Source organism: Pseudomonas sp. LBUM1640 (genome assembly GCF_059716225.1).
Genome location: NZ_CP166816.1, coordinates 1652278 through 1668564, shown reverse-complemented (window position 1 = coordinate 1668564; position 16287 = coordinate 1652278). Strand labels below are relative to the sequence as shown.

Annotated in this window: 14 protein-coding genes; 8 read left to right on the top strand and 6 right to left on the bottom strand. The window is 60.4% G+C overall.

The genetic code is table 11. The features are described from left to right. Positions 1 to 15: 15 nt before the first annotated feature. Together pcaK and pcaR are read right to left on the bottom strand one after the other, a co-directional pair. A complete protein-coding gene (gene pcaK, locus ACA065_RS07460; protein WP_497693954.1) occupies positions 16 to 1356 on the bottom strand; it encodes a 4-hydroxybenzoate transporter PcaK in 1341 nt (446 codons plus the stop codon). A gap of 144 nt (positions 1357 to 1500) precedes the next feature. Next, positions 1501 to 2343 (bottom strand): pca regulon transcriptional regulator PcaR, encoded by an 843-nt coding sequence (pcaR, locus tag ACA065_RS07455; RefSeq protein WP_497693953.1) that lies wholly within the window; start codon positions 2341 to 2343, stop codon positions 1501 to 1503. Positions 2344 to 2891: 548 nt separating this feature from the next. Between pcaR and ACA065_RS07450 the strand changes: the two genes are divergently transcribed. Then, entirely contained in the window at positions 2892 to 3092 is a 201-nt protein-coding gene (locus ACA065_RS07450; protein WP_003189295.1) for a hypothetical protein, read from the top strand. Between the two features lie 323 nt (positions 3093 to 3415). Continuing rightward, entirely contained in the window at positions 3416 to 4891 is a 1476-nt protein-coding gene (locus tag ACA065_RS07445) for an inorganic phosphate transporter (RefSeq protein WP_200623568.1), read from the top strand. 257 nt (positions 4892 to 5148) lie between these two features. Here ACA065_RS07445 and ccoM read toward each other — a convergent pair whose 3' ends face one another. Then, on the bottom strand, positions 5149 to 5265 hold the full coding sequence (gene ccoM, locus ACA065_RS07440) for a cytochrome c oxidase subunit CcoM (RefSeq protein WP_301280094.1): 117 nt from the start codon (positions 5263 to 5265) through the stop codon (positions 5149 to 5151). 143 nt (positions 5266 to 5408) lie between these two features. Then, positions 5409 to 5603, bottom strand: a complete 195-nt coding sequence (locus tag ACA065_RS07435; protein ID WP_497695447.1) for a hypothetical protein — start codon at positions 5601 to 5603, stop codon at positions 5409 to 5411. A gap of 100 nt (positions 5604 to 5703) precedes the next feature. On the opposite strand from ACA065_RS07435, the gene ACA065_RS07430 reads away from it, so the two are divergent. From ACA065_RS07430 to ACA065_RS07420, 3 genes are all read left to right on the top strand, one after another. Next, a complete protein-coding gene (locus tag ACA065_RS07430) occupies positions 5704 to 6576 on the top strand; it encodes a LysR substrate-binding domain-containing protein (protein WP_497693952.1) in 873 nt (290 codons plus the stop codon). Between the two features lie 91 nt (positions 6577 to 6667). Then, the gene (locus ACA065_RS07425; protein WP_497693951.1) at positions 6668 to 7138 is read left to right on the top strand and encodes a RidA family protein; all 471 of its coding nucleotides are present in this window, start codon (positions 6668 to 6670) and stop codon (positions 7136 to 7138) included. Beyond that, complete coding sequence (locus ACA065_RS07420; RefSeq protein WP_497693950.1) at positions 7135 to 8316, top strand: aminotransferase class V-fold PLP-dependent enzyme; 1182 nt, start codon at positions 7135 to 7137, stop codon at positions 8314 to 8316. Before ACA065_RS07425 ends, ACA065_RS07420 begins: the two co-directional genes overlap by 4 nt. On the opposite strand, the gene ACA065_RS07415 is transcribed toward ACA065_RS07420, so the two are convergent. Next, positions 8313 to 8654 (bottom strand): aspartate-semialdehyde dehydrogenase, encoded by a 342-nt coding sequence (locus ACA065_RS07415; protein WP_159954726.1) that lies wholly within the window; start codon positions 8652 to 8654, stop codon positions 8313 to 8315. The two genes, ACA065_RS07420 and ACA065_RS07415, sit on opposite strands and share 4 nt — an antisense overlap. A gap of 218 nt (positions 8655 to 8872) precedes the next feature. On the opposite strand from ACA065_RS07415, the gene rapA reads away from it, so the two are divergent. Further along, positions 8873 to 11719: an RNA polymerase-associated protein RapA gene (gene rapA / locus ACA065_RS07410; protein ID WP_497693949.1), complete on the top strand. Its 2847-nt coding sequence runs from the start codon at positions 8873 to 8875 to the stop codon at positions 11717 to 11719. A gap of 178 nt (positions 11720 to 11897) precedes the next feature. Here rapA and ACA065_RS07405 read toward each other — a convergent pair whose 3' ends face one another. After that, on the bottom strand, positions 11898 to 13244 hold the full coding sequence (locus ACA065_RS07405) for a spinster family MFS transporter (protein WP_497693948.1): 1347 nt from the start codon (positions 13242 to 13244) through the stop codon (positions 11898 to 11900). A 251-nt stretch (positions 13245 to 13495) separates the two neighbouring features. Here ACA065_RS07405 and ACA065_RS07400 point away from each other — a divergent pair, with 251 nt between their 5' ends. Next, positions 13496 to 13861, top strand: coding sequence for a YkgJ family cysteine cluster protein (locus ACA065_RS07400; protein WP_497693947.1), 366 nt, complete (start codon positions 13496 to 13498; stop codon positions 13859 to 13861). A gap of 139 nt (positions 13862 to 14000) precedes the next feature. Then, positions 14001 to 16265, top strand: coding sequence for a putative bifunctional diguanylate cyclase/phosphodiesterase (locus ACA065_RS07395; RefSeq protein WP_497693946.1), 2265 nt, complete (start codon positions 14001 to 14003; stop codon positions 16263 to 16265). Positions 16266 to 16287: the final 22 nt, after the last annotated feature.

Sequence of the window (16287 nt, the reverse complement as noted above, 5' to 3'; positions counted from 1 at the left end):
AATTCGCGCTTGGCCTCAGGTCGCATCCGCATGGCTGACCATGCCCTTGATCACCACGGCGGCCGTGGCCAACGCCGCCGGAATCACCAGCGCGGTGAATACCTGCTCGAAGTTCCAGCCCAAGCCCAGCAAGGTGGCGCCCATCCACGCACCGAGGATCGCGCCGAAACGGCCGATGCCGAGCATCCATGACACACCGGTAGCCCGGCCCTGGGTTGGGTAAAAGCGTGCGGCCAATGACGGCATCGCCGATTGCGCACCGTTGACGCACATCCCGGCAATCAGCACCAAGGTCGCCAGCAACGTGATATTGCCCAGGCTCTGCCCCACCGCGTAGGCAAATACCCCGGCCAGCAGGTAGAACGTGCCGATGACTTTGTGCGGATTGAAGCGGTCCATCGCCCAGCCCACGCCGACCGCACTCAACACGCCACCAAACTGGAACAACGCACCGATAAACGCGGCCTGCTCCATGCTGGCGCCACTGTCACGCATCAGCGTCGGCAGCCAACTGGTGAGCAGGTAAACAATCACCAGGCCCATGAAGTAAGTAAGCCACAGCAACAAGGTACCGGCGCTGTAGGTGCCGGAGAAGATCACCGCAAACACGTTGCGCGCCTTGACGGTGCTTTGCTCGGGCACGCTGAAGCTGCTGGCTTGGGCAACGAGGTGGGGCTCAATAGGTGACAAGGTTTTGCGCACTTTGTCGGTGCCGCGATTGCGCACCACCAGATACCGCGCCGATTCCGGCAGCCACACCAACAGCACCACCGCCAGGATCAACGGCAGGACGCCGCCGATCATCAACAGGCTGTGCCAGCCAAACGCCGGAATCAACTTGGCCGAGATAAACCCACCACCGGCCATGCCCAGGTTGAACCCGCAGAACATGCTGGTCACCAGCAGCGACTTGTGGCGCTCGGGGGTGTATTCGGACAACAGCGTGGTGGCATTCGGCATGCCCGCCCCCAGGCCCAACCCGGTCAGGAAGCGCAACACCAGCAACTGGTCGACGTTGGTGCTGTAGGCCGAGGCCAGGCTGAACGCGCCAAACACCAGTACGGCACTCACCAACACCACTTTGCGCCCGAAGCGGTCGGCCAGCGGGCCGGAACCCAGTGCGCCGAACACCATGCCGATCAACGCGGCGCTCATCACCGGGCCGAGGCTGGCGCGATCAATGCCCCAGTCCTGGGACAGCGCAGGCGCAATAAAGCCCATGGCGGCGGTGTCGAGGCCATCGAGGAAGACGATGAGAAAACACAGGATCACCACGCGCCACTGATAGCGTGACAGTGGCTGGGCGTTGATAAAGGACTGCACGTCCAGGTTAGTACCGACAGAGGGCTGATTCATTATTGTTATTTCCACCGATGGGCGGGCAAACGGCCTGAGGCCGTCATTTATTATTGGGCGGCGCTAACAGCGCTGCCGCACATTAATAAGCCTTGGGAAACATCGTCAATTGATCCAGCCGGGATCTGTGCGGTCACCGAACACTTAGGCAAACAGTTGCGCACTGAGCTCGCGGCTGGCGCTGAGCATGCTCGGCAGGAAACGCTGTTCCAACTCACTGCGGCTGACCCTTGCGGCGTGGGTGCTGACGTTGAGCGCGGCCAATACCTGGCCGGATGCGTCGTACACCGGCACGGCGATGGAACGCAGGCCTTGCTCCAACTCCTGATCGACGATGCACCAGCCCTGCTGACGCACTTGTTGCAGGCACTCGAACAAGGCTTCGGGCGTGGTCAGGGTGCGGCTGGTCTTGGTTTGCAGGTCGGCATGCTCGAGGTAGTCCTGCAGCGAGGCGTCGTCCAGGGCCGCGAGCAGGATGCGGCCCATGGACGTGCAATACGCCGGCAAGCGCCCGCCCACCGACAGGTCCACCGAGATCAGGCGTTGGGTGGTGGCGGAACGGGCGATATAGAGGATGTCGTCGCCTTCCAGCGTCGCCATATTGCAGGCTTCGTGCAGTTGCTCGCTCATGCGGTCCAGGTACGGCTGGGCCGAGACCGCCAGGGGCGAGGAAGACAAATAGGCATGGCCCAGGGTCAGGACTTTGGGCAACAGCGAGTATGTGCGCCCGTCGGTGGTGGCGTAGCCGAGCTTGATCAAGGTATGCAGGCAACGACGCACAGCGGCGCGCGGGATCTCGGTGCGGTGGCTGATTTGGGCGATGGTCAAGTGGCGCTTGCGCTCCTGAAACGCCTGCACCACGGCAAGGCCACGGGCCAGGGAAGTCATGAAATCCGGATCACCGGTAAACGCCTGGATACGCTTGGCCGGAGAAGCCACGATCGGCGGCGCCACTGACGCGAAGGAGTTGCGCAATTGATCGTTCATTTCAGGGTCCTTTCTCTTATTTTCAACCGCTGGGAGGGTTGGCCGCTATTACAAGCCGCGCCGGCCTTGCTGTACAAGGCGGGGCCCGCATCATTGGGCGATTATCGGACGATCATTCGATAATCGCAATTTGCGCGACGCGTCACGTTTTCGCCCGGTCCGATGCTTGTATGAACTTGGAGTCATCATGCTGACATTTAGAGCGTACAGATTTTATAACCCTGACTTTCTACAAAGACTGACGCCTACATGTAACAAAACCCTCACACGGCGTTGACGCTTTTTAACTTCACGGTGATAGTGTTATTCAAATGCGCCGCTATAATGCAGCATGTGCAGAGGTCAGCCCGGTACCACTATCGGGATTAGAGCTCGCCAGACGTTGCGGGCTTTGTGCAGCGTCGGTCACAAGTACTCGCTTAAAAGTTTTGCCCTCAGGCCCCTCTTTCAAACTTGGACGGCTCCACTGTTCAATCTGAAATTGCCCGAGGACGGCTTTCAGGCATGGCGCTGCACAGTCTATAAACTCAACTTAATTAGGTAACACTGTGACGAAAGACGAACTGCGCGCGGAACTTGAGCGCCAGGAGCAACGTTACAAGGACGTTTACGGCGGGGAAGTCACCACCTACGCCGCCCAACCTGAGCCTGAGCGCAAGCCATGGCGCAAGCGAGCCAGCTTGCTGGATCAGGCATTTGCCCAGGAAATCCAAAAGATTGAACAGGAACTCAAGACCGAAGAGCCATAAGCACTTCGATTTGAGCTTCAAGGTTTGCCCACCACCGCTGGCGCATTGCCAGCGGTGGGCAACCTGACTTTCGTCAGGCCCCTACAGCATTGAGCGAAATTTCGTACAAATGTTTCAAACGTGACAATTCGCTCAAAAAAACCTGTCTTTCAGGCCCCTCGCTTTATAAATCAAAGACTTGCTAAAGCCCCGAAAACCCTGGGATGCGCCCCTTCGCCCGGTGTTTTTTCCGTGAAGATTGTGACCGATGAGCAGCTAGTGCATCGATTACTGAGGTTTTCTGGCATAATCGCGCCCCCTTACGACCGGGTCAGAAAACCTTCATGATCGATTTATTCAGCGGACTGGATGCTTGGGTTCTAGTGAGCCTGTTGCTCGCCCTGGCCTTTGTCCTCGCCTTCGAGTTCATCAATGGCTTTCATGACACCGCTAACGCGGTGGCCACAGTCATCTATACCAAAGCCATGCCGCCGCATCTGGCCGTGTTCTTCTCCGGGGTGTTCAACTTCCTCGGCGTGTTGCTCGGTGGTGTGGGTGTCGCCTACGCCATCGTGCATTTGCTGCCGGTGGAGTTGCTGATCAATGTGAACACCGGCCATGGTTTGGCAATGGTCTTCTCATTATTGGCAGCGGCGATCACCTGGAACCTGGGCACCTGGTACTTCGGTATCCCGGCCTCCAGCTCCCACACCCTGATCGGCTCGATCCTCGGTGTCGGCCTGGCCAATGCCTTGATCAACGATATTCCCTTGGCTGACGGTGTGAACTGGCAGAAAGCGATCGATATCGGTGCCTCCCTGGTGTTCTCGCCGATGGCCGGTTTCCTGGTCGCAGCCCTGGTGCTGCTCGGCCTGAAATGGTGGCGCCCGCTGTCGAAGATGCACAAGACCCCGGACCAGCGCCGCAAGCTCGACGACAAGAAACACCCGCCGTTCTGGAACCGCCTGGTGCTGGTGATTTCCGCCATGGCCGTGAGTTTCGTGCACGGTTCCAACGATGGTCAAAAAGGTATCGGCCTGATCATGTTGGTGCTGATCGGTATCGTGCCGGCGCAGTTCGTACTTGACCTGGGCAGCACCACCTACCAGATCGAACGCACCCGTGACGCCACCGTGCACTTGAGCCAGTTCTACCAGCGTAACAACGCCACGCTCGGCGAGTTCCTGGCACTGGGTAAAAGTGTGAAGGATGACTTGCCGGGCAAGTTCCAGTGCAACCCGCAGCAGACTGAGCCAACCATCAGCGCGCTGATGGACACGTTGAAAGGTGTTTCCGACTACCACTCGTTGACCTCCGAGCACCGTATTGAAGTGCGCCGTTACCTGCTGTGCCTGGACGACACCGCGAAGAAAGTCGGCAAGCTGCCGGGCCTGGATGCGCGTGAGAAGTCCGACCTGGACAAGCTGCGCAAAGACCTGACGGCGACTACCGAGTACGCGCCGTTCTGGGTGATCCTTGCGGTCGCACTGGCCTTGGGCCTGGGCACCATGGTGGGTTGGAAACGTGTGGTACTGACCATTGGCGAGAAAATCGGCAAGCAGGGCATGACATATGCCCAGGGCATGTCGGCGCAGATCACCACGGCGAGCATGATTGGCCTGGCGAACATCTTCAGCCTGCCGGTTTCCACGACCCACGTGTTGTCTTCGGGTGTGGCCGGCACCATGGTTGCCAACAAAAGCGGGCTGCAAGGTGGCACCGTGAAGACCATCTTGATGGCTTGGGTGTTGACCTTGCCGGCGACTGTGGGCTTGTCGGCCGGGTTGTTCTGGCTGGCGTCCAAGGCGTTGGGTAGCTGATAGGCTGCGGCTTGGAAAGAAGGCGCGATCTCTTTGGGGGTTGCGCCTTTTTTTATGGGCGTTTGAAGATCGTTCCCACGCTCTGCGTGGGCATGCATCCAGTGACGCTTGGCGTCACGACCCCAGGCGCAGGACGCAGAGCGTCCCAGGCGGCATTCCCACGCAGAGCGTAGGAACGATCAAATGCTGGGCGCACAAAAAAAAGGGCGACCGAAGTCGCCCAAAATGCCTTGCGTGCTCATATAACCCAGAAGAACTTACGGTTCTTTGCGCTTATTAGCGTCCTTCCAGATAAAAATCCCAAACCCTACAAAAAACAACACCATGAGGCCGACAGTCAGCACCCCGGCAAACACCACATTATCGAAAAACATGACCGGCCTCCTGCTCGTGCCCTGTTGCGATAGGGCTAAGTTAATGGAGAAGGCGGAATGGAAAATTGACGGGGATCAATGTCGCCCGCAACGGGGCGTAAAGAAGGGCAATAACTGACCTGCATCAACAGATGCAGGCTGTTTCAACGCTTTTTAGGCTTGTTCTTCGGCTTTTTCTTAACTTTGCCCAGGGGCATGGCTTGTTCAAACGCCTGGCGAACTTCATTCAGGCGCTTGTCATTGAGGTCATGCACACGCTTGGCACGTTCAGCGTTCAGGTCAATCAGCTTGTCATCATCACTCATGGCTTGGCTTACGTCGTGGCGGGAATAACTCAATAATGCGGCCTCCCCCGCCCGACGGCAAATCAACGGGCGACAAAAGGCAGGTCATCGCCCAAAATCGACGCTTTCCACCCGGCCCAGGAGGCGTACCCCAGTGGCACTGCACAAGGATCTTCCGCCGCTGCTGGCCCTGCGCGCCTTCGAGGCCGTCGCGCGGCACTTGAGTTTTATCAAGGCCGCGAACGAGTTGTCGGTCACCCAGAGCGCCCTGAGCCACCAGGTGCAAAAGCTCGAACAGCACCTGGGCAAACCACTGTTTATCCGACGCACCCGTGCGATCGATCTGACCGCCGACGGCCAACGTTACTACGACGAAATCCGCCCCGCCCTCAACGCCATCGCCGCCGCCACACGCGCCCAGAAAACCGCGCCCAGTAGCACCGTGTTACGCGTCGGGCTGCTGGCATCCTTCGCCACCCTGTGGCTCGCGCCGCGCCTGGCCGGTTTTCTCAACCGTTACCCGCACATCCAGGTGGAGTTGCTGCCGGCGATTCAACTGGCCAACGTCGCCACCGCCGAGGTTGACCTGGCCATCCGTTACGGCAAGGGCGATTGGCCCGATGTACACGCCACGCGGCTGATGCCTGAAGTGATCTCGCCGGTGTGCAGCCCGGCGTTCAAGGCTGGCCAACTCAGTAACGGCGCATTATTGATGGCCACCTCGCACCGGCCTTTCGAGTGGACCGATTGGTCCGCGCATTATCAAGTCGACCTCGGGCACCACCCCCGCGTGATGCTGCACGACTACAACATCGTGGTTGAAGCCGCCGTGGCTGGCCAAGGCATCGCCATGGGCCGACACCGTTTGATCGAGCGCAAACTGCAAGACGGCAGCCTGGTGGAAGCCTTCGAGTGGCCGCCTTACCACAGCGAAATCGGCTACTGGCTGATCGCACCCCAAGGCCCCGCCAGCGAAGCCGCCGAATGTTTCAGCCGATGGTTGAAGGAAGCCTGCCGCGACGCGTGAGTTCTTTCGATACGTCGAGTGAGTTCTATCCGTTTGTCGCCGATTGTCGTAGCCAACATGCTGAAACCTTATTCACTCAAGAGGATTCAACATGAGCGACTCCATCCGCCAACGCGTACAAGCCCTTGGCCTGACGCTGCCGCCCCCCAGCCAGCCGGCGGCCAATTACATCAATCATGTGATCAGCCAGAACCAGCTGTTCATCTCCGGGCAAATCCCTATGGTCGATGGCAAACCCGCCTACATCGGCCGGTTAGGCGAAACCCTCAGCGATGAAGAAGGCGCCCAGGCGGCAGAGCTCGCGGCGCTGGGCCTGCTCGGGCAGTTAAGCGATGCGGTGGGCGATGACCTGTCGCGTGTGGTGCGCATTCTGCGCCTGGGTGTATTCATTGCCAGCAGCGGCGCCTTCCAGCACCAGAGCGTGGTCGCCAACGGCGCATCGAACCTGGTGGTCAACGCCCTCGGCGACAAAGGCCGGCATGTGCGCACTGCCGTGAGTGTTTGCAGCCTGCCGGCCGGCGTGGCCGTGGAGGTGGATGCAATTTTCGAGCTGCAGCCGTGATCCCGCTCGACGTTCAGCACTTGCGGGATGGCACGCCCGGCTGCCAGTCGGGCATCGTGCACTTTAACCACGCCGGTGCCTCGCTACCCAGCCAGGCCACCCTCGACGCGATCATCGACCAGTTGCAACGCGAAGCCCGCGACGGGCCGATGGAAGCCGGTGAGCATGGCGCCATCCTGGTGGAAAAAGCCCGACGCGCAGCCGGGCAACTGCTGAATGCGCCAACCTCCTCGATTGCCTTTACCAGCAGCGGCTCCGCGGCCTGGAGCATGGCGTTTCAGGCACTGGGCCCGTGGCAGCCGGGCGAGCGTATTCTGGTCGGCCGCCACGAATGGGGCGGCAACCTGGCGAGCATGCAAGGGGCAGTGCACGCCGGCGCACAGATCGAGGTGATTCCCTGCGATGCAACCGGCGCGGTGTGCCCGAAGGCGCTGGAGTCGATGATCGATGCCAACGTCAAGCTGATCGACCTGACTTGGTTACCGGCCAACGGCGGCCTGATCAACCCCGCCCAGGCAATCGGCGCAGTGGCCAAGCGCCACGCCATTGCCTATTTCATCGACGCTGGCCAAGCTGTCGGGCAGTTACCGGTGGACGTACAAGCGCTGCACTGCGATGTGCTCAAGTCGGCCGGGCGTAAACACTTGCGCGGGCCACGCGGGACGGCGCTGTTGTATGTGCGGCCAGATTTTCTTCAGCAGCTCAATCCCGCTCAGCGCGATGTGTTTTCAGCGCCATGGACCGCCGAAGGTTTCGACCTGCGCAACGACGCCCGGCGCTTTGAAACCAGCGAAATGTCCTTCGCCTTGTTGGCCGGTTTGGGCAATGCGTTGCAGGAGGTCAATCGACTGGGCGTGGAACGGGCATGGGAAAGGGTCTTGCAGCTTAGCGGGCGAATCCGTGAAGCATTGCGTCAGATTCCGGGTATTTCCCTGCATGATCTGGGCACGAACCACTCAGGCTTGATCGCCTTCAACCTTGCAGGCTGGGACGCCTTCGAACTCAAGCGGCGCCTGGGGTTGCAGCGCATCAACATCGGTGCGAATGGCGTGGCCTACACCCCGCTGGATATGCAGGCGCGGGATCTTACGAGCATTGCGCGGATTTCCGTCAGCCCGCTGAACACCGAGTACGACATTGAGCAGCTGATCGGCGCGTTACGCCAATTACGCGACTAGACCTCAACGTCGACCCACAAACCCTGGCGCGGCGCGTCTTCGATCAACGGCACCACCGGCACGGTGTTGTCGGCGTTGAGTACATCGCCGGGGATCGCCAGGTGAGCGTCGGGGTCTTCGTCGGCTTCGCGCCGGCGTTTTTGCTGCTCTTGCTGACGGCGCTGTTCTTCGCGCAACAGCAAGGTCGACTGCTCGGCATCGCCCTTTTTCAGGTCGATGGTGCTTTCGCTGGAGCCCGCCTGCACTGGCACCACGGGCGGGATATCCGGCTTCTGGCGTACCGGGTCAAGTTGTGACGTGACCGGCACAACGCTGACGGGCAGCATGGGTGGCAGCATAATTTTATTCTCCTGATCAACAGGCTGTCGGCGGGTTGCGGGGCGGCTTGAGCGCAAGCATGCCAAGCTGTGACCCAGTCGACACTCGCAAGTGCCTGCCACCCGTCGATCCAGATTCCGAACCCTGCTGCAAACAGAGTAGTTTTTGTCAGAGTCCTTTGGCTGAGGGCCTTGTTCCGTTAAGATAGTCGGCTTTTTCACGGCGGGAGTCAGGCAGCATGGCGCAGCAGTATCAACCGGGGCAACGCTGGATTAGTGACAGCGAAGCAGAGCTGGGGTTAGGCACCGTTCTGGCACAGGACGGGCGCTTGTTGACCGTGCTCTATCCGGCCACTGGCGACACTCGTCAGTATGCGCTACGGAATGCGCCCCTCACTCGCGTGAGGTTTTCGCCGGGTGACAGCATCACCCATTTCGAAGGCTGGAAAATGACCGTACAGGAAGTCGACGACGTCGACGGCCTGCTGGTCTACCACGGCCTCAATGGGCAGAACGAGCAGGTCACCCTGCCGGAAACCCAACTGTCCAACTTCATCCAGTTCCGTCTGGCCAGCGACCGTCTGTTCGCCGGGCAGATCGACCCGCTGGCCTGGTTTTCGCTGCGTTACCACACGCTGGAACACACCAGCCGCCAATTGCAGTCCTCGCTGTGGGGCCTGGGCGGCGTGCGTGCGCAACCTATTGCCCACCAACTGCACATCGCCCGTGAAGTCGCTGACCGTATCGCGCCGCGCGTCTTGCTGGCGGACGAAGTGGGCCTGGGCAAGACCATCGAAGCCGGCCTGGTGATCCATCGCCAGCTGCTGTCGGGTCGCGCCAACCGTGTGCTGATCCTGGTCCCGGAAAACCTGCAGCATCAGTGGCTGGTGGAAATGCGCCGCCGCTTCAACCTGCAAGTCGCGCTGTTCGACGAAGAACGCTTTATCGAAAGCGATGCCACCAACCCGTTCGAAGACACCCAGCTCGCGCTGGTGGCCCTGGAGTGGCTGGTGGACGACGAAAAAGCCCAGGACGCGCTGTTCGCTGCCGGCTGGGACTTGCTGGTCGTCGACGAAGCCCACCACCTGGTCTGGCATGAAGAGAAAGCCAGCCCCGAGTATTCGCTGGTCGAACAGCTTGCCGAAGTGATTCCCGGCGTGCTGCTGCTCACCGCCACCCCGGAACAACTGGGCCAGGACAGCCACTTTGCGCGCCTGCGCCTGCTGGACCCGAACCGCTTCCACGACCTGCACGCCTTCCGCGCCGAGAGCGAGAACTATCGCCCGGTGGCCGAAGCCGTGCAGGAGCTGCTGGACAAGGGCCGCCTGTCGCCAGCCGCACACAAGACCATCCAGGGTTTCCTCGGCGACGAAGGTGAAGCGCTGCTCACCGCCGTCAACGATGGCGACACCGAAGCCAGCGCGCGCCTGGTGCGTGAGCTGCTCGACCGCCACGGCACCGGCCGCGTGCTGTTTCGCAACACCCGCGCCGCCGTGCAAGGTTTCCCCGAGCGTAAGCTGCACGCTTACCCGATGCCGAACCCGGACGAATACCTGGAGTTGCCGCTGGGCGAACACGCCGAGCTGTACCCGGAAGTCAGCTTCCAGTCGCAGCCGGACGTTGAGGAAGAAAACCGCTGGTGGCGCTTCGACCCGCGCGTCGAGTGGCTGATCGACCAGCTGAAAATGCTCAAACGCACCAAAGTGCTGGTGATCTGCGCCCACGCCGAAACCGCCATGGACCTGGAAGACGCCCTGCGCGTGCGCTCCGGCATCCCGGCCACGGTGTTCCACGAGGGCATGAACATCCTTGAGCGAGACCGCGCCGCCGCCTACTTCGCCGATGAAGAGTTTGGCGCCCAGGTGCTGATCTGCTCGGAAATCGGCAGTGAAGGCCGCAACTTCCAGTTCTCCCACCACTTGGTGCTGTTCGACCTGCCGTCCCACCCTGACCTGCTGGAACAGCGGATCGGGCGTCTGGACCGGATCGGCCAGAAACATGTGATCGAACTGCACGTGCCGTACCTGCAAACCAGCCCGCAAGAGCGCCTGTTCCAGTGGTATCACGAAGCGCTGAACGCGTTCCTCAACACCTGCCCGACCGGTAATGCCTTGCAGCATCAGTTCGGCCCACGCCTGCTGCCGCTGCTGGAAAACGCCGACGACGGCGAGTGGCAAGCGCTGATCGACGAGGCGCGTGCCGAGCGCGAACGTCTCGAACAAGAGCTGCACACCGGCCGCGACCGCCTGCTGGAGCTCAACTCCGGCGGCGCCGGTGAAGGCGATGCACTGGTAGAAGACATCCTGGAGCAAGACGACCAGTTCGCCCTGCCGATCTATATGGAAACCCTGTTCGATGCGTTTGGCATCGACAGCGAAGACCATTCGGAAAACGCGCTGATCCTCAAGCCCAGCGAAAAAATGCTCGACGCCAGCTTCCCACTGGGCGACGACGAAGGTGTAACCATCACCTACGACCGTAACCAGGCGCTGTCGCGCGAAGACATGCAGTTCATCACCTGGGAACACCCGATGGTGCAGGGCGGCATGGACCTGGTGCTGTCCGGTTCCATGGGCAACACCGCTGTGGCACTGATCAAGAACAAGGCGCTCAAACCTGGCACCGTGTTGCTCGAACTGCTCTACGTCAGTGAAGTGGTTGCACCGCGATCCTTGCAACTGGGCCGTTACTTGCCACCGGCCGCCTTGCGCTGCCTGCTGGATGCCAATGGCAATGACCTGTCCGGCCGTGTGTCGTTTGAAACCCTGAACGACCAGTTGGAAAGCGTGCCACGCGCCAGCGCCAACAAGTTCGTGCAGGCCCAGCGCGACCAACTCACGCCGCGCATCAATGCCGGCGAAGAGAAGATCACCCCGCGCCACGCCGAGCGTGTGGCCGAGGCCAAGCGCCGTCTGGCGGCGGACACCGACGAAGAGCTGGCACGCCTGAGCGCATTGCAAGCGGTCAACCCGACCGTGCGCGACAGCGAACTGGTTGCCCTGCGTCAGCAACGCGAACAAGGCCTGGCCATGCTCGACAAAGCGGCGCTGCGACTGGAAGCGATTCGGGTGTTGGTGGCGGGTTGAATACCGCCCTGCCCTGCTGAAGAAGGCCCGCGCAATGCGGGCCTTTTGTTCACTTAAGACAGCGTCGCTATCAACGGCCTCTTCGCGAGCAAGCCCGCTCCCACATTCGACCGAGCTCCATCTTTGGAATGCGGTCGAATGTGGGAGCGGGCTTGCTCGCGAAGGGGTCACCTCGGTCTCAAGCGGTAGCCGCTGCAGCCGGCACCTCCACCACCCCCAACCCGTCCTTCATCCGCTTGGCATCCCGCACAAAGCTGCGCGACGCCTGGAACAGAAACAGCATGGTCAAGAACAGCGCCACCGGGATCAGGTACATGGCGTCATGCAACCCCACCGCCTTATAAGCTTCGGTCATCTGCGTAGCCCCCTCGGCATACATGGCCGAATGGGCAAAGTGGTCAGACAGCCCGCCCACCACAATCGGCCCCATGCCACCGCCGAGCAAGTACAACCCGGCAAAGAACAGCGCCATCGCCGTGGCCCGCAGGCGCGGCTCAACCACGTCCTGAATCGCCGTGTACACGCAGGTGTAGAAGTTATAGGCAAACAGCCAGCCGACACTGAACAGCGCGACGAACACACCAATCTCGATACGCCCGGCATGCAACGCCCAGGCGGTGGTGACGGTGGAAATGATCAAGCTGCACGCCGCGAACAGCAGCCGGCCATTGGCGACGCGCTGATGAATCTTGTCGGCAACCCAGCCGCCCAAGGTCAGGCCCACCAGGCCGGTAATGCCTACGATTACGCCAGTGGCAACCGCTGCGTCCTGCAACGGCATCAAGAAGTAGCGCTGCAACATCGGCACCAGGAACGAGTTACACGCATAGGTGGCGAAGTTGAAGCACAGCCCGGCCAGCACCAGCCACAGGAAAGTCGGCACCGCCAGCACGCGGCGGATCGGGCGGTCGACGCGCGCCTGGGAAACCTGCACGGTTTCGGCCGCGCCGCGCTTGGGCTCCTTGATATAGAACATGAACACCGCCAGGATCATCCCCGGCACGGCGGCGATGAAGAACGGCGCGCGCCAGCTGTCGAACGCCTTGACCATCCAACCGATGGTAAAGAACGCCAGCAACAGCCCCAACGGCAGCCCCAGCATGAAAATGCCCATGGCGCGGGCGCGGCGGTGGGCGGGAAACAGGTCGCCAATCAGCGAGTTGGCGGCCGGCGCGTAGCTGGCTTCGCCAATGCCGATGCCCATGCGCACCAGCAGGAAGGTCCAGAAACTGCCGACCATGCCGTTGACTGCCGTCAACCCGCTCCAGGCAAACAAGCCCCAGCCCATCAATTTGCTGCGTGAGCCGGTGTCGGCCATGCGCCCCAGCGGCAAGCCGGCGATGGCATAGACCAGGGTGAAGGCGGTGCCGATGATGCCGAGCTGGAAGTCGCTCAGGTGCCATTCCATGCGGATCGGCTCGATGATGATCGCGGGAATGGTGCGGTCGAAGAAATTGAACAAGTTGGCGAGGAACAGCAGGAACAGAATGCGCCAGGCATTCGCCGCTTGGGTCGAGTTCTGCATGGGTCCGTCTCTTTTATTGTTATGAGAGCTGCGATGCCCGATGCATCCTGCCCGGTGTCTGCAACATAGTCAGGCGCAGGCCGGTTGTCTGTAATGATTCGTAAAGCTGATAGGGCGTAATTTCACCCGCTATCACGGGACTTCGCCTACAAAAATATAAGTTCATGCCCCCCTTCCCAACCGCCATGGCACGGATAGAATGGCGAGCCTTCCGTAACACCCACATCCTACTTTTCTTATCGATGACGCCCATGTCCGAAGCCAGTCCGTGTCTGAGTTGCGGTGCCTGCTGTTCACACTTTCGTGTGTCTTTCTTCTGGGGTGAGTGCGCCTCCTCGGGGGGCACGGTGCCCGATGACCTGGTGGTGCAGATCAACCCCACGCGGGTGGCGATGATCGGAACCGACCAGAAACCCGCGCGCTGCTGCAGCCTTGAGGGTGAAGTCGGCAAGGGCACCCGTTGCACCATTTATGAACAACGGTCGAGCCCTTGCCGTGAATTCGACGCCTCATGGAGCCAGGGCGAGCAGAACGTCGATTGCGATAAGGCACGCGCTGCCTTTGGCTTGCCGCCATTGCAAGCGCCTTTCGAGTTGGACCTGCCGATCAGCGCTTAGCATCAAACGCTATGGCAGGCATGCCAAAATCATTCAGAGCAAAGTGCCATTATTCCTGGCAAATCCCGCGAGGCTTCTATACTCGAGGTCATAGGCCATTGCCGGAGGCAATGACGTACTGACTTTGACGGGACATGCTATGGAATGGCTGGGTATGCATTTTTTTACCGACCTTCCAGATAATGGGCATTTATTACTCAATTGCAGTCATAACCCTTTTCTGGTGTTGCTGGCCTACCTGGTCGCGTGTGCGGCAGGGTTCGGTACGTTGGACATGGCCGAACGCGTCGGCCATGTCGAAGACCCTACCGCCCGGCGCCATTGGCGCTGGCTCGGTGCCGGTTGCCTGGCAGGCGGGATTTGGTCGACCCACTTCATCAGCATGCTGGCTTTCCAGGCACCTATCGCCATTCATTACGAATTGCTCATTACGTTCGCCTCGCTGGTGATCGCGCTGATTGCTTCGCTGTTTGCAATGCAAACCCTCAGTCATGCCCAATTGCGCTTTCATCAGTACCTGCTGGCCTCCGTATGGATGGGGCTCGGCATCGCCTTGATGCACTACGTGGGCATGTCGGCCATGCGCTCGCAGGCGCAGATGTACTTCGATTCGGGGCTGTTCATGGCCTCGGTGGCAATCGCCATTGGCGCCAGCCTGGCCGCGTTGTTGCTGTCGTGCTATCTGCGTAATGGCGCCGGCGTGTTCCATCAACTGCTCAAGTATGCCGCCAGCCTGGTGCTGGGCGCCGGCATCCTGAGTATGCATTTTACCGGCATGGCCGCCATGCAGTTGCTGGTGCCCAACCAGGCCGACCTCGCCTTACCGCTGGACAACAACCCTATTCAACTCGGCCTGTCAGTGGCCGTGATCACCCTGCTGGTGATCGGCAGCAGTGTCAGTGCCGCCCTGGCGGATAAAAAACTGCAGCACAAGGAACGCGACCTGCGTCGAGTCAACGCGTTGCTCAGCGAACTCGACCAGGCCCGTGCCTCGCTGCAACAGGTGGCTCATTACGATGCGCTGACCAGCCTGCTCAACCGCCGCGGCTTTAACCAGATCTTTGCAGAAAAAGTTGCTGAAAAAACCAAATATAACGGCATGTTGGCAGTCATCTTCCTCGATATTGACCACTTCAAGCGCATCAATGACAGCCTTGGGCATGACGCCGGTGACGTTTTGCTCACCGTACTGGCCGGGCATATCAAAGGCTCGGTACGCAGCCATGACGACGTGGTCGCGCGCTTTGGCGGCGATGAATTCTGCATTCTGATCAACATTCACCATCGCGACGAAGCGCGGCACATGGCGCAGCGCATCATGCAGAAGATGAAAGAACCAATCGAACTGGCCGGCCGGCGCATGGTGATGACCACCAGCATCGGCATCAGCCTGTTTCCCGAGGACGGCCAGACCTGCGAGGAGCTGCTGAAAACTGCCGACCTGGCGCTTTACCAATCCAAGGACGCCGGGCGCAACAGCCTGAACTTCTTCAGTTCCAACCTCAAAACCCGAGCGTTCCTTGAGCTGCAACTGGAAGAGGAATTGCGCGCAGCCCTGCGCGGCCGTAATGAGCTGGTGTTGTTTTACCAGCCGATCTTCGACATGAAACTCGGCAAAGTCACCCGCCTGGAAGCCCTGGTACGCTGGCAACATCCGCAACACGGCCTGCTGGCCCCGGACCGGTTTATCGGCATTGCCGAAAGCAACGGCTTGATTGCCGATCTGGACCACTGGGTGTTGCGTCAGGCTTGCCACGATTTGAGCCTGCTGTCGGACCGGGGCTACACCGAGCTGACCATGGCCGTGAACTGCTCGGCCTTGAACCTGGCCCGGGACGAGTTGGCGGATGAGATCGAAGACGCCCTGCGCTTCGCCGGGGTTGCTGCCAAGCGCCTTGAGCTGGAAGTGACCGAAAACGCCCTGATGGGCAATATCAGCAGCACCCTGGCGCTATTGCGGCAAATTCGTGCCTTGGGTGTGTCGCTGGCGATTGATGACTTCGGCACGGGCTACTCATCACTGGCTTACCTCAAGCGCCTGCCGCTTAATACCTTGAAGATCGACCGTTCATTTATCCAGGACATTCCCAAATCCACGGCCGATATCGAGATCGTCCAGGCGATTATCGGCATGGCCCACACCCTGCATCTGCAGGTCGTCACCGAAGGCGTGGAAACCCAGGCGCAATTTGAGCTGCTGCTCAAACACGGCTGTGACTTCATTCAAGGCTACCTGCTGAGCCCGGCGGTGCCCTTCAGTGACATCGTTGGCGTGATCCAAGGCATTCAGATGCGCAACCCGCTCTACCCCTTCAGCGTGGAAGGCAACAAGGATGCTCCTGCGCCGAAAGACTCAAACCCAAGCCGTATTGGCCCCCCTTCTACCGTCAGGCCAATTCGCTGACGCCGAATCTTTGGCATTTAGC